The 25,560-nt window shown below is 52.4% G+C and carries 21 protein-coding genes and 2 pseudogenes; 17 read left to right on the top strand and 6 right to left on the bottom strand.

The window, feature by feature from the left end; genetic code table 11:
* Positions 1-9: 9 nt before the first annotated feature.
* From radC to RBT11_15680, 5 genes are all read left to right on the top strand, one after another.
* Entirely contained in the window at positions 10-726 is a 717-nt protein-coding gene (gene radC, locus RBT11_15700) for a DNA repair protein RadC (GenBank protein MDX9788224.1), read from the top strand.
* 270 nt (positions 727-996) lie between these two features.
* The gene (locus RBT11_15695) at positions 997-1,293 is read left to right on the top strand and encodes a hypothetical protein (GenBank protein ID MDX9788223.1); all 297 of its coding nucleotides are present in this window, start codon (positions 997-999) and stop codon (positions 1,291-1,293) included.
* On the top strand, positions 1,290-2,489 hold the full coding sequence (locus RBT11_15690) for a phosphoglycerate kinase (GenBank protein MDX9788222.1): 1,200 nt from the start codon (positions 1,290-1,292) through the stop codon (positions 2,487-2,489). Before RBT11_15695 ends, RBT11_15690 begins: the two co-directional genes overlap by 4 nt.
* A gap of 173 nt (positions 2,490-2,662) precedes the next feature.
* The gene (locus RBT11_15685) at positions 2,663-3,181 is read left to right on the top strand and encodes a VTT domain-containing protein (GenBank protein MDX9788221.1); all 519 of its coding nucleotides are present in this window, start codon (positions 2,663-2,665) and stop codon (positions 3,179-3,181) included.
* Between the two features lie 12 nt (positions 3,182-3,193).
* Positions 3,194-4,282, top strand: coding sequence for a trypsin-like peptidase domain-containing protein (locus tag RBT11_15680; GenBank protein ID MDX9788220.1), 1,089 nt, complete (start codon positions 3,194-3,196; stop codon positions 4,280-4,282).
* An 83-nt stretch (positions 4,283-4,365) separates the two neighbouring features.
* Here RBT11_15680 and RBT11_15675 read toward each other — a convergent pair whose 3' ends face one another.
* Genes RBT11_15675 through RBT11_15665 form a run of 3 tightly spaced genes read right to left on the bottom strand, consistent with a single transcriptional unit; the run spans position 4,366 to position 6,839 of the window.
* On the bottom strand, positions 4,366-4,755 hold the full coding sequence (locus RBT11_15675; protein ID MDX9788219.1) for a response regulator: 390 nt from the start codon (positions 4,753-4,755) through the stop codon (positions 4,366-4,368).
* Between the two features lie 16 nt (positions 4,756-4,771).
* Complete coding sequence (locus RBT11_15670; protein MDX9788218.1) at positions 4,772-5,866, bottom strand: ATP-binding protein; 1,095 nt, start codon at positions 5,864-5,866, stop codon at positions 4,772-4,774.
* Positions 5,867-5,906: 40 nt separating this feature from the next.
* Positions 5,907-6,839: a response regulator gene (locus RBT11_15665; GenBank protein ID MDX9788217.1), complete on the bottom strand. Its 933-nt coding sequence runs from the start codon at positions 6,837-6,839 to the stop codon at positions 5,907-5,909.
* A 287-nt stretch (positions 6,840-7,126) separates the two neighbouring features.
* On the opposite strand from RBT11_15665, the gene RBT11_15660 reads away from it, so the two are divergent.
* The 7 genes from RBT11_15660 (at position 7,127) to RBT11_15630 (ending at position 17,867) form a co-directional block, all read left to right on the top strand.
* Positions 7,127-7,606 (top strand): ferritin family protein, encoded by a 480-nt coding sequence (locus RBT11_15660; GenBank protein ID MDX9788216.1) that lies wholly within the window; start codon positions 7,127-7,129, stop codon positions 7,604-7,606.
* Between the two features lie 456 nt (positions 7,607-8,062).
* On the top strand, positions 8,063-12,508 hold the full coding sequence (locus tag RBT11_15655) for an FAD-dependent oxidoreductase (GenBank protein ID MDX9788215.1): 4,446 nt from the start codon (positions 8,063-8,065) through the stop codon (positions 12,506-12,508).
* A gap of 39 nt (positions 12,509-12,547) precedes the next feature.
* A complete protein-coding gene (locus RBT11_15650; protein MDX9788214.1) occupies positions 12,548-12,985 on the top strand; it encodes a hydrogenase iron-sulfur subunit in 438 nt (145 codons plus the stop codon).
* Complete coding sequence (locus RBT11_15645) at positions 12,982-13,929, top strand: 4Fe-4S ferredoxin (protein ID MDX9788213.1); 948 nt, start codon at positions 12,982-12,984, stop codon at positions 13,927-13,929. The genes RBT11_15650 and RBT11_15645 overlap by 4 nt, the downstream gene beginning before the upstream one ends.
* A gap of 20 nt (positions 13,930-13,949) precedes the next feature.
* Positions 13,950-15,005 (top strand): 4Fe-4S dicluster domain-containing protein, encoded by a 1,056-nt coding sequence (locus tag RBT11_15640; GenBank protein MDX9788212.1) that lies wholly within the window; start codon positions 13,950-13,952, stop codon positions 15,003-15,005.
* Between the two features lie 13 nt (positions 15,006-15,018).
* Entirely contained in the window at positions 15,019-15,864 is an 846-nt protein-coding gene (locus tag RBT11_15635) for an FAD/NAD(P)-binding protein (GenBank protein ID MDX9788211.1), read from the top strand.
* A gap of 260 nt (positions 15,865-16,124) precedes the next feature.
* Positions 16,125-17,867: a cache domain-containing protein gene (locus RBT11_15630; GenBank protein ID MDX9788210.1), complete on the top strand. Its 1,743-nt coding sequence runs from the start codon at positions 16,125-16,127 to the stop codon at positions 17,865-17,867.
* Positions 17,868-18,051: 184 nt separating this feature from the next.
* On the opposite strand, the gene ilvN is transcribed toward RBT11_15630, so the two are convergent.
* Together ilvN and ilvB are read right to left on the bottom strand one after the other, a co-directional pair.
* A complete protein-coding gene (gene ilvN / locus RBT11_15625; GenBank protein MDX9788209.1) occupies positions 18,052-18,561 on the bottom strand; it encodes an acetolactate synthase small subunit in 510 nt (169 codons plus the stop codon).
* Positions 18,554-20,245, bottom strand: a complete 1,692-nt coding sequence (gene ilvB / locus RBT11_15620; GenBank protein MDX9788208.1) for a biosynthetic-type acetolactate synthase large subunit — start codon at positions 20,243-20,245, stop codon at positions 18,554-18,556. The genes ilvN and ilvB overlap by 8 nt, the downstream gene beginning before the upstream one ends.
* 532 nt (positions 20,246-20,777) lie before the next feature.
* On the opposite strand from ilvB, the gene RBT11_15615 reads away from it, so the two are divergent.
* From RBT11_15615 to RBT11_15595, 5 genes and pseudogenes are all read left to right on the top strand, one after another.
* Positions 20,778-21,758 carry a PAS domain-containing protein gene (locus RBT11_15615; protein MDX9788207.1) on the top strand — a complete coding sequence of 327 codons (981 nt, stop codon included), beginning with the start codon at positions 20,778-20,780 and terminating at the stop codon, positions 21,756-21,758.
* 25 nt (positions 21,759-21,783) lie between these two features.
* Positions 21,784-23,112, top strand: a pseudogene (locus tag RBT11_15610) (sigma 54-interacting transcriptional regulator).
* A gap of 213 nt (positions 23,113-23,325) precedes the next feature.
* Positions 23,326-23,784, top strand: a complete 459-nt coding sequence (locus RBT11_15605; GenBank protein ID MDX9788206.1) for a hypothetical protein — start codon at positions 23,326-23,328, stop codon at positions 23,782-23,784.
* Between the two features lie 356 nt (positions 23,785-24,140).
* Entirely contained in the window at positions 24,141-25,079 is a 939-nt protein-coding gene (locus tag RBT11_15600) for a mechanosensitive ion channel (GenBank protein MDX9788205.1), read from the top strand.
* A gap of 95 nt (positions 25,080-25,174) precedes the next feature.
* Positions 25,175-25,300, top strand: a pseudogene (locus tag RBT11_15595) (IS630 family transposase).
* Here the strand turns inward: RBT11_15595 and RBT11_15590 are convergent.
* Entirely contained in the window at positions 25,242-25,559 is a 318-nt protein-coding gene (locus RBT11_15590) for a hypothetical protein (GenBank protein ID MDX9788204.1), read from the bottom strand. The pseudogene RBT11_15595 and the gene RBT11_15590 overlap by 59 nt on opposite strands.
* Position 25,560 lies beyond the last annotated feature (1 nt).

Here is a 25,560-nt window from a genome sequence, read left to right as displayed (position 1 = left end):
AAAAAGAACGTGACGCAGCGCGCTTCGCATAAGGGAGAGGGCCATCGCCTGCGGCTTCGTGACAGATTCATGCAGGCCGGGTTGTCCGGGTTTCATGATTATGAGGTGGTTGAGCTGTTGTTGACGCTTGGAACGCCCCGCAAGGACTGTAAGGACATGGCCAAGGCCATCCTGAAGCGGTTTAAAACCCTTCCCGGCGTTTTTGAAGCGCCCAACACGGCCCTTTGCGAAATTGACGGCTTGGGCCTTCGCAATATCATCGGTCTGAAGTTGGTCAAGGCCGTGGCGGACCGGTATCTTGAGGATCAACTCCTTCACCGGGATCCGATTCATAACGCCAAGGCGCTGTTTGACTATCTATACCATCGCCTGCGCGCCAGGCACCGCGAATGCTTCGAGGTGATATTCCTGGATGCGAGAAACAAGGTGATGGAGACGCAGACGCTCTTTGAAGGGACGCTGACCGCCAGCGCCGTATATCCGAGGGAAGTGGTTCATGCCGCGTTAAATCAAAATGCCGCCGCGCTTATTTTCGTTCACAACCATCCTTCCGGTGATCCGGCGCCTTCGCCCGAAGATATCGATTTGACCCGAAGGCTCTTATTTGCGTGCAAGGTTTCGGGTATCACGGTGCATGAGCATCTCATTATCGGCGACAATTGCTATTACAGCTTTGCCGAACAGGGGCATATTGCTCGGATGAATGCGGCGTATGAAAAAATATAGAAATTGAGTTTTTTGGGGTATCCGTGCTCTAATGGTTTCAGTTTCGTGCACGTGCACGTACACGTGAACGTGCACGTGCACGAAGCCATCACTATGCCGGGTTATGAAACATTTAAGCTGGGCAATGGAATTCGGCGCTATTTTAATGATAACAAAAAAATATAAAGAACCGTGCACGTGCACGTGCACGTGTACGTTTACGTGCACGGATACAACGCGGCCGGTACCTCTGCGGGAGGTTGATGATCATAATGGATATCAGTGCTTCTAATGGATAAACCCAATACAACATATCCGAATTGTTTCGGCTCCCTTGATAAGGTCTTCCCCATGGGGGAAAACGGCCTGAGAAATACGCCGCCCGGATGCATGATCTGCGTATTTAAAACCGAATGCCTTCGGGAGGCCATGCAGGCCGTCAGCGGTATTCCCGTGCACGAAGAGATGGTGGACCGGGCCTATGAATCCGGCTTGATCGGGTTTTTTCATCGCTGGAGCAAAAAGAAACAATTACACCAAAGGCGGCAGCAGGCGAATCGAAAAACCGTTCGTGGGGAGGTGTCATGAAAACCATCCGGAATATAGATTTTTCGGGGAAAAGAGTACTTTGTCGTGTGGATTTCAATGTGCCGCTGGATGAGAATCAGTGCATTACCGATGACGCCAGAATTCGGGCCGTCGTGCCGACCATAACCCACATGGTGTCAAAAGGCGCAAAGGTCATTTTGGCTTCCCACCTGGGCCGGCCCAAGGGAAAGCCGGTGCCGGAGATGAGCTTATCGCCGGTGGCCGACCGGCTGGGGGAGATTTTGGGCAAGGTGGTTAAACTGGCGCCGGATTGTATCGGGCCGGAAGTGGCGGCGCTTGTGGCTGCAATGGTGCCGGGAGATGTGCTGTTGCTTGAGAACCTGCGATTTCATGCCGCCGAGCAAAAAAACGATGATGCCTTTGCCGCCGGGTTGGCCGAATTGTGCGACATTTATGTTAACGACGCCTTTGCCGTCTCTCACCGGCCCGATGCCTCGGTGGAAGCGGTGACCCGGCAGGTGCCGGTTTGCGCGGCGGGCCTGCTGCTCGAGCGGGAAATTGAATTTTTTAAAAGGGCAATGGGCGCGCCTCAGCGGCCGCTGGTGGCGGTCATCGGCGGCGCCAAGGTGTCGAGCAAACTGGCAGCTCTGACCAATATGCTCGACCATGTGGATAAACTCATCATCGGCGGCGCGATGGCCAATACGTTTTTGAAAGCAAAGGGCGTTGGCGTGGGCAAATCAAAGGTGGAGGAGGATCTCGTGGAAACCGCCGCGAAAATGATGAAAACCGCCGCCGAAAAGGGCGTCCGGTTTTATCTGCCCGTGGACGCGGTGGTTGCGCCTTTGTTTGACGAAAAGGCGCCGGTGAAAATGGTGCCGATAGAGGAAATTCCGGAAGAGTGGATGGTGCTCGATATCGGCCCCGCGTCCTCGATATTATTTTCTCAGGCGCTCTATGATGCCAAAACCATCGTTTGGAACGGTCCCATGGGAGTCTTTGAAATGGCGCCCTTTAGCCGGGGGACCATGGCCATGGCCACCCATATCGCCGATGCGCACGCGCTCTCGATCGTGGGCGGCGGGGATACGGATGCCGCCTTGCACCAGGCCGGCGAAACGGATCGGGTCAGCTATGTTTCCACGGGTGGCGGAGCTTTTCTGGAACTGCTGGAAGGCAAAACCCTGCCAGCCGTCGCGGCGCTGGAGGCAGCGGCCGCAAGGAGCGCGGACTGAGCCCCAAGCGTATTACCTGGATACTGATAGGATGCCTCGGGGGGGCGGTATGCATTTACCTGCTGCGGACGTCGTTTTCCGATGCCTGGTCCCTATTATGGCCCATATTTTCAGACCGGGAGCAGAGCCGTGTTTTTATCACAAAATTCGGTGCCGCCGCGCCACTCGTCTTTATGGGCATTCAGATATTGCAGGTGATGATTGCCCCGGTTCCGGGCGAGGCGACGGGGATCATCGGCGGATACCTGTTTGGCACGCTGCCGGGTTTTATTTACTCTACCCTTGCCTTGACGGTGGGGTCCTGGATCAATTTTTTGATCGGGCGTCTGATGGGGCGGGGCTTTGTCCGGAAAATGATTCCGACGTCGACCCTGAATCGAATGGATTTTCTGGTTAAACACCAGGGCGCCGTCATTATTTTTATTCTTTTTGTACTGCCCGGTTTCCCCAAAGATTATCTTTGCCTGTTTTTAGGCGTTAGTTTGTTGCCGCTGCGCGTGTTTATGCTGATGGCGGCCATCGGTCGAATGCCCGGCACCTTGTTGCTGAGCCTTCAGGGCGCAAGCCTTTATGACCGCGAATACCTGCTGTCGTCGGTTCTCTTGGCTGTCTGTCTGTTGCTTGTTTACCTGGTTTATCGTTTCAGAGAACCGCTCTATCGGTGGATTGAAAAACAGAATCACGGCACTTAAAGGAGAAAATGAATGGACAAGCGGATTTCGAGTGCCGGAACACTCCTCGTTGTGTGGCTCGCCATCTCCCTTTTTCCCGTGGGACTCGGTAACGCCGGCGTATATAAATATAAAGACGAAAACGGCGTTTGGCATTTTTCGGATGCGCCCGCTTCCCTTCCGGATGAGAGCGAGGCCATGACAGGAATGATCGAGCGGGATACCGGGATAATCGACCTGCGCGCGAAGCTGGAAAAGGCCCTTTCCCCTCAAAACGATATCGAAAAGGCGATTACCGCCACCGTTGCCGTCAAAAGCACCATTGGGTCCGGGTCCGGGTTTTTCATCTCCGGCGATGGCTATATTCTTACCAACAAGCACGTTCTTCAATTCACCGAGGTACAGGAAAAGCAAGTGGACGCGGCCTTTGAAGCAGCTGATTCGGACCTTCGGAATATCGAGGATAAATTTAAGCTGGAGGAAGCTCAACTGAGCAGCGCCAAGAAAGATATCGAAAAGACAAAAGCGGTCATTGATTCACAACCGGACTCCGCGGTTAAGGAACTGAATACATCCAGATATCTTTCAGATTTTCAGTCGATCGTGGCGTGGGAAGAAAATTTTCTAAAACGCAAAAAAATGCTTTCGCAGCGCAAAAAGGAACTATGGCATCAAAAAACGGATTACCAAAGGGATGCTAGTGTCGCGGCGCTGAATCAAACCTTTAGCGTTATTCTGGCCGATAATACGACCCTTTCCGCATATCTGGTGAAGCGCAGCGAGAATTATGATTTGGCGCTGCTAAAAGTGGACGGGGTTAGCACCCCGTTTCTAGAACCGGCCCGATTCAATGAGACCGCCGATGGGGATGCGGTGTACGCCATCGGAAATCCGCTGGAATTCAGAAATTCGGTTGCTTCCGGCACCCTTTCGGGCGTTGAAGGTGACTTCGCCAAAACCGATGCCAAAATTTATCCGGGAAACAGCGGGGGCCCGCTCGTGACAAAAGGCGGGAAGGTGATCGGCGTCAACACCTATAAGGAGATCACCCATAAATTTGAAGGGATGGGGTTTGCCATTATCATCGAGCGCGCCCTGGCGGAATTTCGGGAGCTGATTTGATAGTCGGGTCGGGACAGGCTCCGGCCCGATCACCTATTGAGATGGCCGATGGTTTTCTTTCGTAAAGCCAATATGCTATCTGGTTACATCCGCAGCAGAGCCTTTATTTTTTGAAGCAAGGCATCCTTATCCACCGGCTTTTCCATGTATTCATCGGGTGAAAAATACTCTTGATCCGCAACTTGGTCGAATTTGACACCGATTTCATTTCCCATGCCGGAAATACCGATAATGGGAATATGCTTTACCTCCGGGTCGGTGCGAACCCGTCGGCAGACTTCAAAGCCGGAAAACAGAATTTCCATCATTACATCCAGCAGCACCAGATCCGGATGCTGCTCTTTAATCATCTTCCATCCAATCTCGCCGTTTTCAGCATTTATGACTTCAAAACCGTTACGCGCCAGGAACACTCCCATGGTGAAACGGTAATCCGCGTTGTCATCGATCACTAAAATCTTTTTTTTAGCCATAGGCCTCCTTTATGAATTACTTTAAGTCGAAGATTACTCGAAACAGGCTTCCGACCCCTTTCTTGCTCAAAATATCGATTCTTCCTTTATGTTGTTTGACAATCCTGTCCACCACGATCAGCCCCAAGCCCGTACCAGCGTTGCCCTTGGTCGTGTAAAAGTCCTTGAAGAGGTTTTCCAGAATGGAGTCATCCATTCCTTTTCCGTTATCCTCCACCTCGAACATATAATGCTCTTTGTCGTAATAATCGGACCGGATGTTCACCGTATAAGACATCTTGTCCTTGTCGGAGCCGCATGCCTCGATGCCGTTCCAGACGAGATTGCTGAGCATTCGCAAGATGCTGACATGATCCATCTTTATCCGCGGCAGGGCGGGATTGACCTCAAAGACGAGCTGAATCCCCATGGACGCCGCCTTATCTTGAAAAAGCTTGACCACATCCCGAACAACCGCCCCCGGATGAACGGACCGGAACTCCGGCTCTCTTTTTTTAGAGGAGAATAAAATATTTTGAGCCACCCGGGTTATTTCAAATATGTTTTTTTTAACGATTCGCCAGCCCTGGCCGGCGAGCTTCATATCATTGTCCTTGATCCCCTCATCCACGACATAGGCGCCGCCCTGAAGCCCCTCCAGAATGTTTTTGATGTCATGGGACAAAAATGCCATGGATTGACCCAGAAAAATCAACTCTTGATGGGCCTCTTTGATCTTGGTGGCGTTGATGGATATTTTGACCACTGCCATGGGATTTCCGAAAAGATCCGGAACCGGTGCAGTGCAGCTGATTAGCTGATGCACCTGCCCGTTTGTCATCTGCAGAGAATCTTCCGTGACATGGATTTGTTTGTCTTCAAAGGACGCCACCGCCGGGCAAGTGGTGCAAGGTGTGTTGGAATTTTTAAAAAGCAGATGACAGGTTTTGCCCACGACTTTACCGAAATCATTTAGCAGGGTTTGATTGGCGTATAAAATTGAAAAATCCGAGTCTTGAAGGGTAATATAGCATGGAAGCGCATCCAGAACGCTCTTAAACCCGAGTTCCAGCAACAAATTCATCCGGTTGGTCGATGCGGGTTCCGATGGGGGAGGAGCGGGGCCGATCATTATGGAAAACCACCTTTTTCTGTTATGAGATGCTGGATTATCAACGGTTCGACCTGCCGATGGTGACCACCTGGCAGTTTGCATACTTTGCGACATTGGCCGCTGTTTTGAGCATCCGCCCGCGGTGAGCGGATGGTTTCCCGACAACGCCAAGCACGATCATTCCAATATCGTTTTCTGTTGCATAGTTAATGATTTGAACATCCGGCGACCCAAACCGAACGGCAAACACAAACGCGATGGAATCTAAAATCCTGGGTTCATAGTGGCGTTTGAGCGCTAGCAGCGCCTGCTCTTCAATCTTCTTTTTTTTAGACGCCTCATCCAGATGATCCAGCCCGGGCAGACTCATGTTGGCAGCCGGCCCGGAATAAGAAGCCGGAGACAAAATCACATGCATGACATGAAGGCGGGCGCCGTATTTTTTGCATTCATAAGCGGCATGAGAAAAAGCAAAGTCGGCATCATCCGAGAAATCACTGCAAAACAAGATATTTTCACACCCGTCAGTCGTTGTCACGCCGCCGCGTGCGGGCTGATCGATGTTAACGTCGAGGATATGGCTGATGGTTTCGATGAGGCGTTCCGGGGCTACCGGTTTTTCCATCGTGTAACAGGGTTTCAGTTCCGAAGCAAAGGAGATGAGGTTCTTGTAATCAGCACTGCCGAATTCATCGTCGCTATGTGCCGAGATAACGATCACCGGAAGGTTGACAAATCGCTCGTTATGCCTGAGCTCCCGCATCAGCTGGAGGCCGGATTTTCGGGGCATGATCATATCCAGCGTTATCAAATCCGGGGGATTTGCCTCGATCTTCTTCAAAGCCTCTTCGCCGTCCCTGGCGGTCTCAACCTTGAACCCTGCGCTTTCAATGCAAATCGATAAAAAGGCGCGGGCATCCGGCTCGTCGTCCACCACCAGGATTGTCTTTTGCGAAGCGCCTGTTACGGCAATAGTCTCCTTTTCATTCATCCGGCGCCTGCTTATTTATAACCCTTAGGATTTGCTGAAATTAAAAGCCAATATAGAAATTAATATAATCTTAAAGCCACCTTTAGTCGAGAAAAAAGATACGCCAAATTTTTCATTTGACAAATGTAACGGACTTCAGATCTAATCCGGCAAGGCCGGAAGCTGGGCAGCTAACAACCTTCTCCAATGATACACGCTTTTTCGTGCATGTTTCTGATAAAGGGTTTATCGAAAGGGCCTAATCCTCTTTCGAAAATCAGAACTAAGGGAAAGGAGCACATGATAACATGATGTACGATTTTAATGCCGATGAGATATTCGAAATTGCCGGGCAAATGGAACGCAACGGCTCAAAATTTTACCGCATGGCCGCCAGCGCCATAACGGATGAAACCGCCAGGAGCCTGTTGGAAAAGCTCGCTGATATGGAAGATAATCATGAAAAAGTATTCTCCCAAATGAGAGCCCAATTAACCGCCAAAGAGAAAGAGACTACCGTTTTCGATCCTCAAAACGAAGCTGTCGCATATCTTCGGGCGCTTGCCGACATGCGGGTGTTTTTCGATAAAACGTTAGACACGTCTTCCATGGAAACAATTCTTAAAGACGCCATTACGGCCGAAAAGGATTCGATTGTTTTCTACCTGGGAATGCGGGAAGCTGTGCCCCGGGAAATGGGCGCCGAACGGCTCGATGAGATCATTAAAGAGGAAATGGGCCACATTCGCCTGCTCAGCCAAGAATTGGGCGCTTATCGGAAAGAATGAAGCGCTGCCTTCAATACTGAATGTCATCGCACCCCGCACCGCCAATCGGTTCGGGGTGCATCCGGTTATTATTCCTGTTCCGGATAAAAGGCAGTTACATCCCTGAGATCATCCCCTTGTCGCCATCGGGCAGCAGGTTTTTGACCTCGTCCAGGAAGATGCCGGGCTTTTTTGTGCATGTTTCTGATCCATGGTCTAAACGGGTAAGCTGCCGAATAGCAACCTACAATGAACCTAGTGAGCGGCTTTGAATCCTGTTTGTCGACACTGAGGAATACCCCCTCTGTTATGGGTAAAAAGAATTTGACAATTCACCATTGACCCTATAAATTCCGAGTTTGGCAAAAAAAGGAGGGGTACGGATTTCCCGATGCCTCTCTCCCCATTGCGTCACAGAACGAGTTCCGGTTCGGTGGCATTGGCTGGAATATCGGCAATATAAGGAGAAAAGTGCTTATGTCCAAAGAAGTAATCGGTTCCGCCATGGTCGTCGGGGGTGGTATCGCCGGAATGCAGGCCGCCTTGGACATGGCTGATGCCGGCTATTACGTATATTTGGTTGAAAAATCGTCCGCTATCGGCGGGGTGATGTCCCAATTGGACAAAACCTTTCCCACCAACGATTGCGCGATGTGAATTATCTCCCCTAAACTGGTCGAGGTCGGCCGGCATCTAAACATCGAGTTACTGACAAATTCCGAACTTCTGGCCCTTGACGGCCGACCCGGACGGTTTACCGCCCGGATCAAACAGCAGCCCCGGTTTATTGATGTCAAAAAATGTACCGGTTGCGGTGAATGCGCCAAGGTTTGCCCTGTGGAATTGCCCAATGAGTATGATGAGGGGCTTTCAATCAAAAAGGCAACCTTTAAGCAGTACGCCCAGGCGATTCCGGGGGCGTTTGCCATTCAAAAAACCGATAAGGCGCCCTGCCGTTTGGCGTGCCCGGCCGGATTGAACGTGCAAGGCTACGTTCAGATGGTCAAGCAGGGAAAATACATGGAAGCGCTTCAGATCATCATGGAGGACTTGCCGTTGCCCGGTGTGTTGGGCCGAATTTGTCCCCACAGTTGCGAGGATGTCTGCCGCAGGTGCAGCGTGGATGCGCCGGTGGCGATCCGGGATCTCAAACGTCTGGCTGCGGACCAATTCGATCCCCGCCAAATTCCCATTGACTGCTTGCCGGAACGGCCTGAAAAAGTGGCCATTATCGGTTCCGGGCCCGCCGGTCTTTCCGCTGCTTACCATCTGGCCCGAAAAGGCGTCAAGAGTGTTATATACGAAGCGCTTCCCGAGGCTGGCGGCATGTTGCGCGTGGGGATTCCGGATCATCGGTTGCCAAGGGATATTCTGGACCGTGAAATCGAAGTTATTACGAACCTGGGTGTTGAAATCAGATGCAATACGCCCCTGGGGCCGGAGCTGACCATTGATCAGCTGTTGGGCAACGGGTACAAGGCGGTTTATCTGGCCTTGGGCGCCCACAAGGGTATCGGGCTGGGTATTGCGGGCGAAGAGACCGAGGGCGTCCGTCAGGGGGTGGACTTTCTTCGAGAGGTAAACCTGACCGGAAAAGCGCCGGTGGGCCGAAATGTCGTGATTATCGGCGGCGGTAACGTGGCCGTGGATGTTTCCAGGGCCGCCATGCGTTTGGGTGCTGAAACCGTAACCATTCTCTATCGGCGAACCCGAGTGGAAATGCCGGCCTGGGAAGAGGAGTTGTGCGCGGCTGAGGACGAGGGCGTAAAAATCGAATACCTGACCGCGCCCGAGAAGGTTCTTTCCGAAAACGGCAAGCTAACGGGAATTCGATGTGTTCGAATGGAACTCGGAGAGCCGGATGCCTCCGGCCGAAGACGGCCGGTCGAGATTTCGGGCAGCGCGTTTGACATGGCAGTGGATCAGATCATTCCCGCTATCGGTCAGAGACCGGATTTTTCCGCCATCGAAAACGTTTCGGGCATCAAGGTGACCCGTTACGGCACTACAGAGGTGGATCCGGTGACCTATGCAATGGGCAGAGCGGGCGTGTTTGCGGGCGGCGATGTTCAGACCGGCCCCGGTGTCGCTATCGCCGCCATCGCGGCAGGCCGTGAGGCTGCGGAGTCGATTGTTCGATTTTTTGATGGCAAGGACATGGCGGCGGGCCGGGAGTCCAAGGCACCTGAATCTCCTGAATACCGGCCGATCCCCGCGGATGTGATCAAGGTCCCCAGGGCGCCCATGCCTCATCTGCCGGTTTCTGCTCGGACAGGCAATTTTAACGAGGTGGAGTTGGGATTCGCGCCGGAGGCCGGGCAGGCGGAAGCCGAACGATGCCTCAACTGCGGCTATTGCAGCGAGTGTTACCAGTGCGTGGACGCATGCCTTGCCAATGCCATTTGCCACGATCAACTGCCCAGCGAAAAAGAGATTGAAATCGGTGCAGTTATTTTGTCGCCGGGATTTACGGCCTTTGATCCCACCCGTTTCGATAATTACCAGTACGCCAATTTGCCCAATGTTGTTACCTCCACGCAGTTTGAACGGCTTCTATCGGCCTCGGGCCCCACTCAGGGGCATGTGGCACGCCGCTCCAAGGATCACAAAGATCCAAAAAAAATCGCCTGGTTTCAATGCGTGGGCTCACGGGATTTAAACCGGTGTGATAATGCCTATTGCTCCTCGGTATGTTGTATGTACGCGCTCAAGCAGGCTGTTATCGCAAAGGAACATGTCGGAAAGGATCTGGAGTGCACCATCTTTTACATGGACATGCGAACCCACGGGAAGGATTTCGAGCGTTATTACAACGCGGCGCGGGACAAGCACGGCATCCGCTTTGAACGCAGCAAGGTGCACACCATCAATCCTGCTCGGAATGACAGTCTGGAAGTTCAGTACATTACGGAAGAGGGCCGCCTTACCCGCGAAACCTATGATATGATCGTGCTGAGCGTCGGGCTGGAAACCAATCCGGAAGTGGTCGCGTTGGCCAACAAGCTCGAAATTGATCTGACACCCGGCCGTTTCTGCGAAACCGACAGTTTCTCTCCGGTTGCCTCTTCAAAACCGGGTATCTTTGTCTGCGGCGCTTTTCAGGGGCCAAAGGACATTCCCCAGTCCGTGGTGGACGCCAGTGCGGCGGCTGCGGCCGCAGGCGAGATTCTGGCGCCTGCGCGCAACACCCTCACAAAGGCGCCCGAAAAGAAACCGGAAATCAATATCGCCGGCGAACGACCCCGCATCGGTGTTTTTGTCTGCCGCTGCGGAACCAATATTGCCGGAGTGGTGGATACCACCTCGGTGACCGCCTACGCGAAAACCCTGCCTTATGTTGAATACGCCAATGACAATATGTACTCCTGCTCTCAGGACACGCAGGATGCAATGACGCAGATTATCAAAGAACAACATCTCAACCGGGTGGTGGTGGCGGCCTGCACGCCCAGAACCCATGAGCCGCTCTTTCAGGAAACGCTCATCAGCGCGGGATTGAATAAGTACCTTTTTGAAATGGCCAATATTCGCAACCATGATTCCTGGGTGCATAAGAACAACCCCGAACTGGCGACGCTAAAAGCCAAGGATCTGATCCGATCGGCTGTCTCCAAGGTAGCCCTCGCGCAACCGCTAAGTGAGGCCCAGTTGACGATCAATCAAAATGCGCTGGTCATTGGAGGTGGACTCTCCGGCATGGCGGCGGCCCAAAGTCTTGCCGGGCAGGGATACGAAACCCATATCGTGGAACAAGCGGACCGGTTGGGGGGTCAGGCCCTTCACCTTGCTCAAACCGCGAAGGGTGAAAATGTTAAAGAGAAGCTGAAAACCCTGGTCCGATCCCTTGAAGAAAACGAGAACATTACCATCCATTTGAATACCCGCTTGGCCGATGTCGAAGGCTTTGTGGGCAGTTTCAAAAGCACATTAACGGGGCCATCGAATGAAACCTTACTGGAACACGGCGTTGCCGTCATCGCTACGGGTGGCCACGCGCTGATACCCCATGAATATGAATACGGAAAAGATGCCCGTATTCTGACGAGTCTTGAACTGGACCAAAAGTTCATCGCGCGGGATCCAATTCTGGATCAGGCCCGGTCGGCGGTTTTTATTCAATGCGTCGGCTCGCGCGAGCCGGACCGGCCCTATTGTTCCAGAGTTTGCTGCACGCATTCGGTAAACGCCGCCCTGGCGCTTAAACGCCGCAACCCGGAGATGAATGTGTATATCCTGTATCGTGACATACGGACATACGGCGAGCGGGAACTGTTATACCAGGAGGCCCGGCGGGAAGGGGTCATTTTCATCCGTTACAGTGCGCAGAAGAAACCGAAAGTCACGCTGTCCGGTGGTCAGCTCTGTGTCGAGGTAATCGATCATGTGTTGGGGTGGCCGGTACGAATCGAGGCGGATATTCTGACGTTGGCGACGGCCATTTTGCCTAACCGGGATGAGAAGCTGGCCAATTTCTTCAAGGTTCCCGTCAACGACGACGGATTCTTTGTGGAACGGCATGCCAAATTGGGGCCGAGTGAGTTCGCCACGGACGGTGTTTTTCTGTGCGGGCTGGCGCATTACCCCAAACCCATTGATGAGGCCATCGCTCAAGGCAAGGCGGCCGCCTCGCGCGCCATCACCTTGCTGGCGAGAAAAACCATTTTCACCAATGGTCAGATAGCGGAAACCGAGCCGATGAGTTGCAGCCGGTGCGGCGTATGTGTTTCGATTTGCCCCTATTCCGCGCCCTCCTTTATTCCGGAGGATGCCCGCATGAATCCCGGCAAGGCTCAGATTAATCCGGTATTGTGCAAGGGATGCGGGTTATGTGTGGCGTCGTGCCGTTCAGGCGCGATTCACTTGAAGGGCTTTGACAACGAACAAATTTTTGCGCAGATCTTTGCGTTAAACATGGCGGGATAGCCTTTTGGGGGAAGCCTGCCACCGGTATGGAGTCGACCTATGTTAAATTGGGAACCTAAAATCGTTACGTTTCTTTGCAATTGGTGCAGCTACGGGGCCGCGGATCTGGCCGGCGTCAGCCGCATGGAATACCCCCCCCATATTCGGGTGGTGCGCATTCCCTGCACCGGCCGCATGAGTCCGAAGTTTGCCCTGGCAGCCTTGCGTGAAGGTGCCGATGCCGTATGGGTGTCGGGGTGACATCCCGGCGAATGCCATTACCTGGAAGGTAATTATCATGCACGTCGGAAATTCGTATTGATGAAGAATCTGCTTGAACACATGGGCGTTGAACCGGACCGAATTCATTTTTCCTGGATTTCGTCGGCCGAATCGACCAAGTTCGTGAGCGTGGTGAATGAAATCTCGGCAAAGGTCAAGGCCCTGGGGCCGAATCAACATTTTATCAAGCAAGAGGCGAAGGGTGCTCAACCATGACAGGTTATACGGATAAAATACGGGAAATCGCCAAACGCCTGCTTCAATCCTGCCAGGTGGAGATGGTGATCGGTTTCCGTCAGGGCTCTGTTCCCATGATGAGTGAGCCTTGCATGGTACGAAGGCCCGAGGACGTGGACCAACTGATGTGGGACAGCCATTGCGGCATCAACCTGGCCAATTATCTGACGGACCGCAAGGAAAAGATCGCCGTCTTTGCAAAGGGGTGTGATTCCCGCAATATGGTGACCCATATCGTTGAAAATAAAATTAAACGCGAGCAGCTTGTGATCGTCGGTGTGCCCTGTCAGGGCATGATCGATAAGCGAAAAGTCGCCGAAATGGCAACAGCGGAAATCGTATCCGTGCGCGAATTGAACAGCAAGATTGAAGTCAAGACGACAGCGGGCGAAGAGAGTATCGCCAAAGCCGAGGTGTTGCAATCCAATTGCCGGGTGTGCCGGCACCGCAACCCGGTTATCTTTGATGAAATGGTGGCGGAACCGGTTGCTGAACAAGCCGATGTGGACCCCTATTCGGATGTGCGGGCCATCGAGGCCATGACACCGGATGAAAAGTGGAAGTATTTCGACGACCTTCTGGCGCCCTGCCTGCGATGTTATGCGTGCCGAAACGCTTGCCCGCTTTGCTATTGTCCGACCTGTTTCGTGGACGAGGCAAAGCCCCAATGGGTGGGAAAGGGCCAGGATCCGGTCGATATTCGAACCTTTCATTTCCTGCGGGCGTACCATTGCGCGGGACGCTGTACCGACTGCGGCGCTTGCGCGCGCGCCTGCCCAGTCGGCATCGACATGAGGGCCTTTACGAAGAAACTCAACAAGGACTGCTTTGATTTATACGGATGGGAAGCCGGTATGTCCCTCGAAACCCGTCCGGCCCTGGATGTTTTTAAGGCCAATGACCCCGGAGAATTCATCAAATAAATATGAAGAAGGCACCTGCTATGACGGTCATCACCATTACAAAAACTGAGCTATCGGATGGCCTGGCGGCCCTGCGAAAGGGGTACAAGCTCTTCGGGCCGGTTGCCGAGAAGTCATCTTACACCTTTAGGGAACTTGAAAAGGACCGTGATCCCGACTTCTCATACCAAAACACCCGATTGTCCCCGAAGGGCATCGTCTTTCCGCAATCAGAAGATATGTTTACCTATACCTTGGATTCGACACGGGAAGACGCTCATTTTCTGAAGGAAGCGCCCAAAGATTACAGCCCGCGGGTTATTTTCGGAATACGCCCCTGCGATGCCAAGGCCGTGTCGCTGACGCGAATGAATTTTGATACGAGAGCGTACCGGGATCCTTACTGGATGGGACTTTTTGAAGCGACCACATTCGTGGGAATGGCCTGTGATACGCCTTGTCAAACCTGCTTCTGCACCACGGCCGGGTGCGGCCCCTACCATGAGGAGGGGTTGGATGTGCTGATTTCAGACCGGGGTGACCACTACCTGGCCAAACCGCTTTCCGAAAAAGGGCGGCAATTGCTTGCCGTGGCCGGGTGGTTGAAACCGGCTGAAGCGGATTTTGATAAAAACAAAGCGGCTGCAGAGGCGAAAATAGGTTCCAGCGTGGCCACGGACCGGCTTGCTTCGGCCGATACGCTGGCACTTTATGGGGCCGATTTTTGGGAAGATATCTCCTTTGCTTGCATCAACTGCGGCACCTGCACCTTCGTATGCCCGACCTGCTGGTGCTTTGATATTCAGGATGAGGTTCACGGTAAAACGGGAAAGCGCGCCCGCAACTGGGATAGTTGCATGTTCCCGATCTTTACCATTCATACCACCGGCCATAATCCGCGCGGAACCAAGCTGCATCGCGTGCGTCAGCGCTTCATGCACAAACTCAAATATTTCGTCGGTAAATATGAGGCCGGCATCATGTGCGTGGGGTGTGGCCGCTGCATTCGTGCGTGCCCGGTCAACATCGATATTCGTAACGTATGCGGTCTGATGAACAGCCGAGCCGCTGAAAACGTCTGCGCTGAGGGAAAGTGAAAAGGGGGAGCGCGTGGGAAATCCATATTTGCCATATCCGGTTCGCATTGATGATATCGTCGTCGAAAGCGAGGACCGTAATCTTAAAACCTTTAAATTTGTTTTTCTCAATCCCGGCGACGAGGGGAAATTCGCCTATCGGGCCGGCCAGTTCGCGGAACTCTCCATTGCCGGCAAGGGGGAAATTCCCATCGGCATCGCTTCTTCTCCGGTGGAAAAGGGGTTCATCAAATTCACGGTCAACAAGGCTGGCCTTGTCACCAGCCACCTGCACCAGATGAAGGTGGGCGACATCATGGGCATTCGGGGTCCGTTGGGGAACGCCTACCCCTGGGAAACCCTGGAAGGGAAAAATATTCTCATTGTCGGCGGCGGGTTTGCCTTCACCACGTTGCGATCCTCGATCATTTTTCTGCTCGATCCGGCCAATCGGCCAAAATACAATAAAATTACCGTTATTTATGGTGCCAGATCTCCCGGCATGCTCCTTTATAAGGATGAGCTGATCGAATGGGAAAAGCGGGACGACATCGATATGCATATCACGGTCGACGGCACCAATGATTCAGATTGGAAATATAATGTGGGGTTCGTTCCGCCCATTACCGAGCAAAAGGCGCCGCACGGGGATGCGGACAGCTACGCCATTGTGTGCGGTCCGCCGATCATGATCAAATTTACGCAGCCCGTTCTTGAAAAGCTGGGATACGATCATGATCATATTATCTTGTCGCTCGAAAACCGCATGAAATGCGGCATCGGCATCTGCGGTCGCTGCAATATCGGCCGGGAATTGGTTTGCAAGGATGGGCCGGTGTTCACGCTGACCCAAATCAACCAAACACCCCGCGAATATTGATAAAAAATTCATGACATGCCAGAGTGATTTTAACAGAAAAAAGGTTCTCCCGGTATCCGGCGGAACCTTTTTTAACACTTTTTCCCTTACGTGAGCCGGGCATAGTGCCCGGCGAGCCCTCCCCCGATTTACTGTTGCAATTGTTTATATTTTTATTTATAAAAAACAAAGTGTTATCTTTTTGCGATATCGCCTCGATATAAGTTGTCTTTCACTGGTCTCTACGGAGGCCCTTTTAGAAAGAGATGTTACCGAACGCCATGCCGGAAAAAAAGTTGAAAAAGATTGCCAATCGGATATCCAGACGGATTGCCTTGCCGGCGTTTCTGACCATTTTCCTATTTGTAACCGCCATTTTTTTTATTATTTTGCCGCAACTTGAGCAAAGTTTGATGACCCGAAAACAGGAAATGATCAAGGAGCTGACGGGAACGGTTCGGAGCCTGCTCGATTCGTACCACGAACGGGAGAAGTCCGGTGAGCTGAGCAAGGATGAGGCTCAGTTGCGGGCCATCCTGCGAATCCGCAAGCTTCGCTACGGGCAGGAAAAAAAGGATTATTTCTGGATTAATGACATGACCCCGCGGATGATCATGCATCCGTATCGTTCCGACCTGGATGGAAAGGATATTTCCAGCTTTCAGGACCCGAACGGTAAGCGCCTCTTTGTGGAGTTTGTGCGAGTGGTGCGGAAACAGGGAGCCGGGTATGTCGATTATATGTGGCAGTGGAAGGACGACCCGGAGAAAATAGTACCGAAGATTTCGTATGTCGAAGAATTCAAGCCATGGGGATGGGTCATCGGTACAGGCATTTATGTCGATGACGTTCATGCCGAGATCGCTGCGATTCGCAACAAGCTTTCCGTTGTTTCCGCAGGGATTCTGTTGATTATTTCGCTGCTCGCGCTTTACTCCGTCCGTCAGAGCCTGATGGCGGACCGGGAACGGCAGCGTATCTTTCTGGAGCGGGAAGCCCTGATGAAGTCCCTGGAAGAGAGCAAGGAGCGATTTCGCAACCTGCTCGAGACGACCAGTGACTGGATCTGGGAAACTGACCGGAAGGGACGGTATACCTATTCGAGTCCCCACGTCGAAACCCTGCTCGGCTATCGGCTGGAAGAGGTGATTCATGCCAGCCTGGTGAATTTCGCATCACCGGATCAGGTTGCCGCGTTGAATGCATCGTTTATGGAATTGATAGCCGAGCACAAGGCGTTCAGCGGCTTTGAAGTTCCCAGTCTGGCCAAAGACGGCCGGGTGGTGGTTCTTGAGTACAACGCAGTGCCGATCTTTGATGAAAAGGAAAACCTGACGGGATACCGGGGGGTCGCTCGGGACATCACCGAGCGCAAAACCGCCATGGAGATCCTCAAGAAAAGCCGTGATGACCTGCATGCCAGTCTCGAAGAGACAGTGACGTCACTGGCATCCACTGCTGAAAAACGCGATCCCTATACCGCCGGGCACCAGCAGCGGGTTGAACGCCTTGCCTGCGCGATCGCAAGGGAGCAGGGATTTCCCGAAGAGCGGATCGAGGGTCTCCATATCGCGGCGCTATTGCACGACATCGGTAAAATTACGCTGCCATCCGAATATCTTGCCAAGCCTACCGAGCTGTCCAGAGAGGAAAAGGCCGTTTTCAAATGCCATCCCCAGGTCGGGCACGAAATCTTAAAAAACATTCAATTCCCCTGGCCGGTCGCGGAGATTGTTTATCAGCATCATGAACACCTGGATGGATCGGGTTATCCCCGGGGATTGAAGGATGACGATATTTTGCTGGAGGCAAAGATTCTTGCTGTTGCCGATGTGGTTGAGGCTATGTCATCCCACCGTCCCTATCGGCCGTCTCTCGGGATTACAATGGCCCTTAATGAAATCCGCTCGGGCCGGGGAACTCGCTACCATGCCCCGAGTGTGGATGCCTGCCTTCGTCTGATTCTGGAAAAAAAAATCGCGCTTTCTTTTGATGAGGAGACGCAGGACAGGGGAGCGATTTGAAAAAAGCGTTTATCATTGGAGAAGGTCGTTCGCTGCCAAGCATCCCAGCCGCCCAGCTTCCGGCTTTGCCGGTTTAGACCCTTTACCAGAAACATGCACGCTTTTGCGTGTATATTCGCCGAAGGTGAAAGATGGCTTTTATGCATCCCAGCATCCGGCTTTGCCTGATTAGGAGGTGATTTGGCTAGTCCCTTGTGTTTTTTTTCGGATGATCCAGCATGCTTTCAAGCGGCAGCGCCACCATTCCGGTACGCGCCAGTTCCTTGATTTTGTATTCCCCGAGCGCCCGAATCGTGGTGTTGATTTTCAGGCTGTTGCCGGAAATTTCAATGGTCATGGTCTTATCTGAAATATCCACAACCGTGGCGCCGAAGGTGTTGGTAATCGTGATCACCTCGGATCGCTTGTTGACCGGCACCAGCAGGGTCAGCAGCAACAGCTCCCGCGTAATAGAGCCCTCATACGTAAGCTCCTGAACCTTTATCACATCAATCAGCTTTCGAATCTGTTTGGAAACCCGTTCGATCATCGATTCGTCTTCGCCGACCACGATCGTGATGCGGGTGGTGTTCGGAGTGGCGGTTTCTCCTGCTGCAATGCTTTCAATATTGTATCCGCGTCGTGTAAAGAGCCCGGCAATATGAGACAGGACGCCCGGATGATTTCGTACCAGCAGCGAAAGGATTTTAGGCATCGTCTTTATCTTCTCCGATGAACTGTGTTTGACCGCCGCCCGGCGGTATCATGGGGATTACGTTTTCTTCCTGCACCACGCGAAAATCGACCAGCATCGGCCCTTCGCTGCGAAGCGCTTTTTCGATAGCTTGTTTGACTTGCGTAGGCTCGGTAACGCGCATGGCGGCGATATCATAGGCTTCGGCCACTTTGCAAAAGTCTGGGTTATAGTCAAAGCAGGTGTGGGAATAACGGCTGTTATGAAAAATCTGCTGCCATTGCCGCACCATGCCGAGGCACCCGTTGTTGAGGATAAAGATTTTGACCGGCAGGTTGTACATGCGAACTGTTGCCAGCTCCTGAATGCACATCTGAAAACTGCCGTCTCCGCAAAGCGCCACCACCGGCAGATCCGAACGCCCCACACTCGCACCGATAGCCGCGGGAAAACCGAATCCCATGGTGCCGGCGCCGCCGGAGGTGATGAAGCGGCGCGGCGCCGTGGCAAGATAATAGAGCGCCGCCCACATTTGATGCTGTCCCACGTCCGTAGTGACAATCAGCTCCCCTTGAGTCATGTCGCTTAAGGAACGAATAATGTGCTGCGGTTTCAAGGTTCCGTTGTCTTTAAAAGAAAGCGGATTTTCCCTTTTAAGCCGGGCCAGATGGGTCAGCCAGTGTTTGCGGGTCGAGATGCCTATTCTCTGGTTGAGTGCGGCGAGAATCGCTTTGATATCACCGACCACCGGTATGTCGACGGCGATTCGCTTGCCGATTTCGGCCGCATCGATGTCGATATGCACGATCTTTGCCAATGGGGCGAAATCCTTAATATTCCCGACCACCCGGTCATCAAAGCGAACCCCCATGGCCAGAATGAGATCGGCGTCGTGAATTGCGTAATTGGCATATTTGGTGCCGTGCATGCCGAGCATGCCGAGGGAAAGCGCGTCTCTTTCAGAATAAATTCCTTTGCCCATCAGGGTCGTGGTGACGGGAATGTGGGTTGCCCGGGCGAATGTCACCAGCTCCTCGCTCGCGCCGGAGCTGACCACGCCGCCGCCGGCGTAAATGACCGGACGGTGTGCCCGCTTTAAAGCAGCGGCGATCGCCTCGATCTGCTTCGGGTGCCCGGTGGGAATGACGGGGCGATTGCCCGGAAGCCGGACGGGTCCCAGTTTTTTAAGCCGGGTTTTGGCGAGCTGAACGTCTTTTGGAAAATCGATCAGCACGGGGCCGGGTCTGCCGGTACTGGCGATATAAAAGGCTTCTTTAATGATTCCCTGAAGGTCATTTACGTCCTTGACCAGATAATTATATTTGGTGACGGGAATGGAGATGCCGTAAATATCCGCTTCCTGAAAACTATCGGAGCCGATCATGGGCACCGGCACCTGGCCCGTGATGGCGATCATCGGCACCGAATCCATATGCGCGGTGGATAGACCGGTCACCAGGTTGGTGGCGCCCGGTCCCGAGGTGGCGATGCAGACGCCCACCCGCCCGGTCGCACGCGCGTATCCGTCCGCGGCATGGGCGGCCCCCTGCTCGTGCCGGGCCAGTATGTGCTTTAACGGCGCATCATAAAGTACATCATAGGTAGGGATGATGGCGCCGCCCGGATACCCGAAAATATGTTCCGTGCCTTCATCGATCAGGGCCTGAATGAGTATTTCGGCCCCTGTTTTCATGGGGGGTGTCATCTATTATCTCCGATGGTTGACGGCATTCTCTTCATTTGCATGCTAAACCGAAAAAATTTGCAGTAGCAAACTTATTTATGGCATGCAAGCAATATTTAATACATAATTTCTAATGGTTAAAAATAATTGGCAACGGCTTGAACCCCCCTGCCAGAGCCTTGCGCTGAGCCGGGATATGGCATTTCTCAATATACACTAAATAATAGCGATGTTGGCCGCTGCTGATGATTGTTTTTATTAACAAATATAATAAGCTGTTATGTTTTTGGAAGGCGGTTAAAATTGACAATTTGAACCGATTTATTCTATTCAAAACCAGAGCAAAGCGGCTTTCGGCGTTGGATCAATATTTTCATTTTCGAAAGATATAATGCATTTCTCCAGTTGACACTTTGATGTGCCTTGAACCTTGGCCGAACGAAAGGGTTTTGGACGCGGTTCAAGAGATCAACTATTTACTCAGACAAAAATCAGCCGGTTTTACGTCTTCCCGATACTCGGAGGGAGACGAACAGGTGGGGATGTTAACAAGATGGTATCAGAAACACCACTGACGTTTGAGCGATTGTTGTCGGATATATCGTCCAGATTCGCGAACATACCGCCCGATCGGTTGGATGAAGAGATCACATGGGCACTGAAGCAGCTCCTGGAATTTTTTCAGGTTGATCGCTGCGGTTTGGTTCAGATATTGAGTGAAACCTCATTTATGGTTACCCATATGGCCGAGGCGGAGTTCGAAACAACGGCGGTGAGATCGCCGGCTCTCCGGGTTGAATATCCCGTATCGATTCGCTCATGGGCAAATGACACGCTGATCCGAAAGCGTGAAGTGGTTTCGTTTTCGCGGCTGGATGATTTGCCGGTCGAAGCGCTTGCGGACAAGCAAAACTATGTCGACTGGGGGGTTCGATCCACCCTGAACATCCCGATTGTCATGGATGGACCGGTTTCTCATATTTTTGTCCTCAATTCCGTGACGCGCGAACGGGACTGGCCGGAAGAATGTATATCCCGGCTCAAGCTTCTCGGTGAAATCTTCGTCAATGCGTTGGCGCGCGGGGCTGCGGATCTGGCCCTTCGCGAAAGCGAGGAACGTCTGAGCCTGGCGATGGAAGCCGCGGGGGCAAACCTCTGGAGCTTGAGTCCCGGCACCGGAGCGGTATATGCCTCGGCGAAAACCAGGGAGCTGTACCATATCGCCTTGGATGAAGAGCTGAATTATGAAAGTTTTATTGAGAAAATTCATCCCGACGATCGTGACCGGGCCAACGAGGCGGTTCGGCTGGCGCTGCTGCACGGAGATAGGATGCAGAGCGATCACCGGATCATACTTTCCGATGGAAACATTCGATGGATTCGCTCTCTCGGTCGACTGTATGCTAAAGAAACAAAAGAGCTGAATCGTTTCATTGGCGTGTCGTTTGACATCTCTGCGCACAAGTTGACGTTGGCAGTGGTTGCCGGACTCGGCCACGGATTCCGCTACGCTCACTCACTTTTACCGTGGTGAGGGCGGCCCGCAGCTTGCTATTGGTATGGTCGCCGACGACTATTTTCCCTGGTGCACAGAGCAAATCAAAGCCGGCCGCGGCATTAAAATTTCTTCGGTGGAAGAGCTACCGGCGGAGGCCGCCCGTGATCTGGAAATGTGTCGAGAGCTAGGCATCAAGTCGAATTTGACACTCCCGCTCTCGGTAGGGGGCGAGCGGCCCATTGGCGCCTTTGGACTCAATAGCACACGGGAGAACTGTGCCTGGCCGGAGGAGCTGGTCGGGCAGCTTGCGCTGATCGCGCAAGTATTTGCCAACGCGATAGAACGCAAACGGATGGAGAATAAAGCCCTGCTGCACCTTCAGGAAATTAAAGCGCTCAGTGAGCACCTTGAAGACGAGAACCTGTACCTCCAGAAAGATATAAAAAGGGTGCAGGGGTTCGAGAAGATTGTGGGAAGCAGCGATGCGCTCAACTATGTGCTTTTTCGAATCGAGCAGGTGGCTGCCACCGACGCCACCGTCCTGATTCTTGGGGAGACCGGGACGGGCAAGGGCCTGGTCGCCAACGCCATTCACGGTCTTAGCGCCCGCAAGGACCGGCCGATGCTCACCGTGAACTGCGCCGCCCTGCCGGCCAACCTCATCGAAAGTTAGCTTTTCGGCCGGGAGAAGGGCGCTTTTACAGGTGCCCACGGCCGGCAGGCGGGACGGTTCGAGGTGGCGAACCGGGGAACGATTTTTCTCGATGAAATCGGCGAGCTGCCGCTGGAACTTCAGTCGAAGCTGTTGCGGGTGCTTCAGGACGGCGAATTTGAACGGCTGGGCAGCGCCCACACCATCAAAGTCGACGTCCGGATCATTGCATCCACCAACCGGGACCTGAAGGCGGATGTCAGCAACGGCCGCTTTCGGGAGGACCTTTTCTATCGGCTGAACGTCTTCCCGGTTTCAATCCCGCCCTTGCGGATGCGGCCCGATGATATTCCGATGCTGGTCCATTTTTTCGTGGACAAGTTTTCCCGAAAGTTCAACCGGCGGATTGAGACCATCCCGAAATCCATCATCAAAACACTGCATCAGTACGGGTGGCCCGGCAATGTAAGGGAGCTGGAACATGTGATTGAGCGGGCCGTCATCATTACCACCGGGCCTGTGCTTCAAATGACGGACCGGTTCGAACCGCAGAAAGTCAATGTACATGCGGATGCGTCCTTGAAGGACCTGGCCGGAATGGAAAGAGAGCACATCCTGCGGGTGCTTTGCGAAAAAGGCTGGAGAATCGAAGGGCCGAACGGCGCGGCCGCGATTCTCAATCTTCACCCGAGCACGCTTCGGTTCAGGATCAAGAAGCTGGGCATCAAGCGCGCCTGAAAGGGCGTCCACCCGCAACCAAAAGGCCTCAACATATTGCTGATCAGCAATATGCTGAGGTTGTCTCCTTGCTCCTGCCTTACAGAAAGAAATCTTACATAAGAAATCACTCTTGTCCAAAAACGGTTTCAAAGTGGAGTAATCCAATAAGATCTTGAAAAAAAGCCTCCTTGTAAGGCATGGTTTTACAGCGACGAAAAACCCTTAGCGGAGATGATTGCCGCGTATTCGCCCGAAGCCAGAGGCAGAAGCGAAAGGGCTTTCGGTACCCACCAGAACCGACTTCCCAAGGAGCTTGCTCTGGCCGGAATCACCAAAATAGAGAGTGCCAATCGCTATTTGGAAGAGATTTATTGCCCCGCTTTTAATCAAGAGTTTAAAAGGATAGCTGCGGAGAAGGGTTCTGCATTTGTCCCTTTTTGGGGGGACAATATAGACGACATTCTCTGCGAACAGTTCGAGCGGCGCGTGGGAAATGATAATTGCGTACAATTTGAGGGACTCAAGTTGCAGATTCCCTCAAACCCGTATCGCATGCATTATGTAAAAGTTCAGGTTCGAGTGCATCGTTATCCGAATGGAAGTTTGGCAGTTTTTCATGGCCCGCGAAAGTTGTCAAAGTATAATGAAAAAAGGGTATTAATCGATTCAAAGGTGGATATGGCAGCGTGATTCCCGTAGTGGTAGCCCGCTGGGAAAATCCCTCCGGATATTTTGGGCCTGCGGGATTTCCCAGCTACTTTGTTTAGTTTCCTATACATTACAAAGTGGACAGTTTACTTGCTATAAAAGCGGACATTTCTATTAGTTGCTAACATAAACAAAGCAACCAATTGACTAAACAGACTTGCATGTCGTACCATCATGCTGCCTCCTTGTTTTTGGCTAAGGGTTTTTCGTCGCTGTAAAACCATGCCTTACAAGGAGGCTTTTTTTCAAGATCTTATTGGATTACTCCACTTTGAAACCGTTTTTGGACAAGAGTGGTTTTAAATATTTTCCCCTGGACCCGTTTCCTGGGCCAACACATGTTGAACTATATCCTCGATCCGCTGGAAATAATGGGGCGGGCCGTCCTGAATTATATCCCCAGTTTTATATTCATCACCCTTCTCATTGTCATAACCCGCTATGTATTAGGGATATTTCGGTCCTTTTTAAATTCGATTGAAAGCGGCATTATTGTCTTGCAAGGATTTGAACCTGAATGGGCACAGCCTACCTTTAAGCTGGTCCGTTATTTCGTTATCGCGCTTTCTTTGGTATTTGCCTACCCTTACATTCCCGGGTCCGGGTCGGACGCTTTCAAAGGCGTTTCGCTGTCTGTCGGTGCTCTTTTTTCCCTGGGCTCTTCATCCGTCATATCCAACATTATCGCGGGTTACACCCTGATCTACCGGCGTGCCTTTAAAATCGGGGATCGCGTGAAAATCAACGATACCATCGGCGATGTGACCAGAATGCGCAACATGGTCACCCACCTGAAGACGATACACAATGAAGAAATTATTATTCCGAATTCGGTGATCCTGGAAGGACAAGTGTTGAACTATTCCAGCCTCCTGCGCGAAAATAAACTTATCCTCTACACGAGGGTGGGTATCCGTTATGAAGTCCCCTGGCGGCAGGTAGAGGCAATGCTGCTCATGGCGGCTGACCGAACGCCGAAGATCTTAAAAAATCCCGCCCTCTTTGTCCAGCAGACGGAACTCGGCGATTTTGCGATTACATACGAATTGAATGCCTATTGCGATGATCCTTGGCAAATGGCAGGGCTTTACACGCAACTGCATCACAATATTCTCGACCTGTTCAACGAATACGGCGTGCAGATCATGACGCCGAGCTACGAAGGTGATCCGGAGAGGGCTAAAGTGGTTGCCAAAGCGAATTGGTATACCGAACCCGCCGGCCCCGGGAGCGATGAAAAGGCTCAGCCCATCGGCGTGACAGTAGGGGCAAGATAGTGTCATGTCAACCTTAAAATGTCGTAAAATGTCGTAAAAAATGATTTATAGTTTCTTCATGATCAATCCGTAACCCAGGAGGCTTGGCTATGAAGAAATACAAAGAAGCACGGGCATGGCAAGAGTTCAGAAACAACCGAAACGCCAAGGTGAATTGGCAGTTTACCACCAAGGATGCTCGGATAAAGTTATCCCGTCTTTATCCGACACTTGGTGCTTGACGAGACAGTAGTCATAGTAGTGAAATGGAATGTTCAGGATGGAGAGAATATCTTTTTGAAGATCATTGAGTTCGGATACAAAGCCATAGCTATTTCCGTCGGGCATGGGTATTTGTCCCCGGACGATATCTTCGAACTCTTTCAGCATGAACTCGCTGCGCGGATTACGGACATCCTTTTTGTTTGATATAAATCCGTCCAGTCCGCGGTCCCGGTTGTCGATATTCTTCCTTGCGGTTCTCTCGATGAGCACCAGCATC

The organism is Desulfobacterales bacterium (assembly GCA_034003325.1).
In the GTDB taxonomy this organism is placed as follows: Bacteria; Desulfobacterota; Desulfobacteria; order Desulfobacterales; family JAFDDL01; genus JAVEYW01.
The sequence above is the reverse complement of the archived record's forward strand: the minus strand, read 5'-3'. Positions and strand labels throughout refer to the sequence as shown.

What these genes read in the sequence shown, in the direction of transcription:
- RBT11_15680 (MDX9788220.1), top strand. Translation starts at nt 3,194, where the DNA reads ATGGACAAGCGGATTTCGAGTGCCGGAACACTCCTCGTTGTGTGGCTC.
- RBT11_15690 (MDX9788222.1), top strand. Translation starts at nt 1,290, where the DNA reads ATGAAAACCATCCGGAATATAGATTTTTCGGGGAAAAGAGTACTTTGT.
- RBT11_15605 (MDX9788206.1), top strand. Translation starts at nt 23,326, where the DNA reads ATGATTGCCGCGTATTCGCCCGAAGCCAGAGGCAGAAGCGAAAGGGCT.
- RBT11_15675 (MDX9788219.1), bottom strand. Translation starts at nt 4,755, where the DNA reads ATGGCTAAAAAAAAGATTTTAGTGATCGATGACAACGCGGATTACCGT.
- RBT11_15630 (MDX9788210.1), top strand. Translation starts at nt 16,125, where the DNA reads ATGCCGGAAAAAAAGTTGAAAAAGATTGCCAATCGGATATCCAGACGG.
- RBT11_15590 (MDX9788204.1), bottom strand. Translation starts at nt 25,559, where the DNA reads ATGCTGGTGCTCATCGAGAGAACCGCAAGGAAGAATATCGACAACCGG.
- RBT11_15660 (MDX9788216.1), top strand. Translation starts at nt 7,127, where the DNA reads ATGATGTACGATTTTAATGCCGATGAGATATTCGAAATTGCCGGGCAA.
- ilvN (MDX9788209.1), bottom strand. Translation starts at nt 18,561, where the DNA reads ATGCCTAAAATCCTTTCGCTGCTGGTACGAAATCATCCGGGCGTCCTG.
- RBT11_15695 (MDX9788223.1), top strand. Translation starts at nt 997, where the DNA reads ATGGATAAACCCAATACAACATATCCGAATTGTTTCGGCTCCCTTGAT.
- RBT11_15670 (MDX9788218.1), bottom strand. Translation starts at nt 5,866, where the DNA reads ATGATCGGCCCCGCTCCTCCCCCATCGGAACCCGCATCGACCAACCGG.
- RBT11_15665 (MDX9788217.1), bottom strand. Translation starts at nt 6,839, where the DNA reads ATGAATGAAAAGGAGACTATTGCCGTAACAGGCGCTTCGCAAAAGACA.
- RBT11_15600 (MDX9788205.1), top strand. Translation starts at nt 24,141, where the DNA reads ATGTTGAACTATATCCTCGATCCGCTGGAAATAATGGGGCGGGCCGTC.
- RBT11_15615 (MDX9788207.1), top strand. Translation starts at nt 20,778, where the DNA reads ATGGTATCAGAAACACCACTGACGTTTGAGCGATTGTTGTCGGATATA.
- ilvB (MDX9788208.1), bottom strand. Translation starts at nt 20,245, where the DNA reads ATGACACCCCCCATGAAAACAGGGGCCGAAATACTCATTCAGGCCCTG.
- RBT11_15645 (MDX9788213.1), top strand. Translation starts at nt 12,982, where the DNA reads ATGACAGGTTATACGGATAAAATACGGGAAATCGCCAAACGCCTGCTT.
- RBT11_15640 (MDX9788212.1), top strand. Translation starts at nt 13,950, where the DNA reads ATGACGGTCATCACCATTACAAAAACTGAGCTATCGGATGGCCTGGCG.
- RBT11_15685 (MDX9788221.1), top strand. Translation starts at nt 2,663, where the DNA reads ATGGGCATTCAGATATTGCAGGTGATGATTGCCCCGGTTCCGGGCGAG.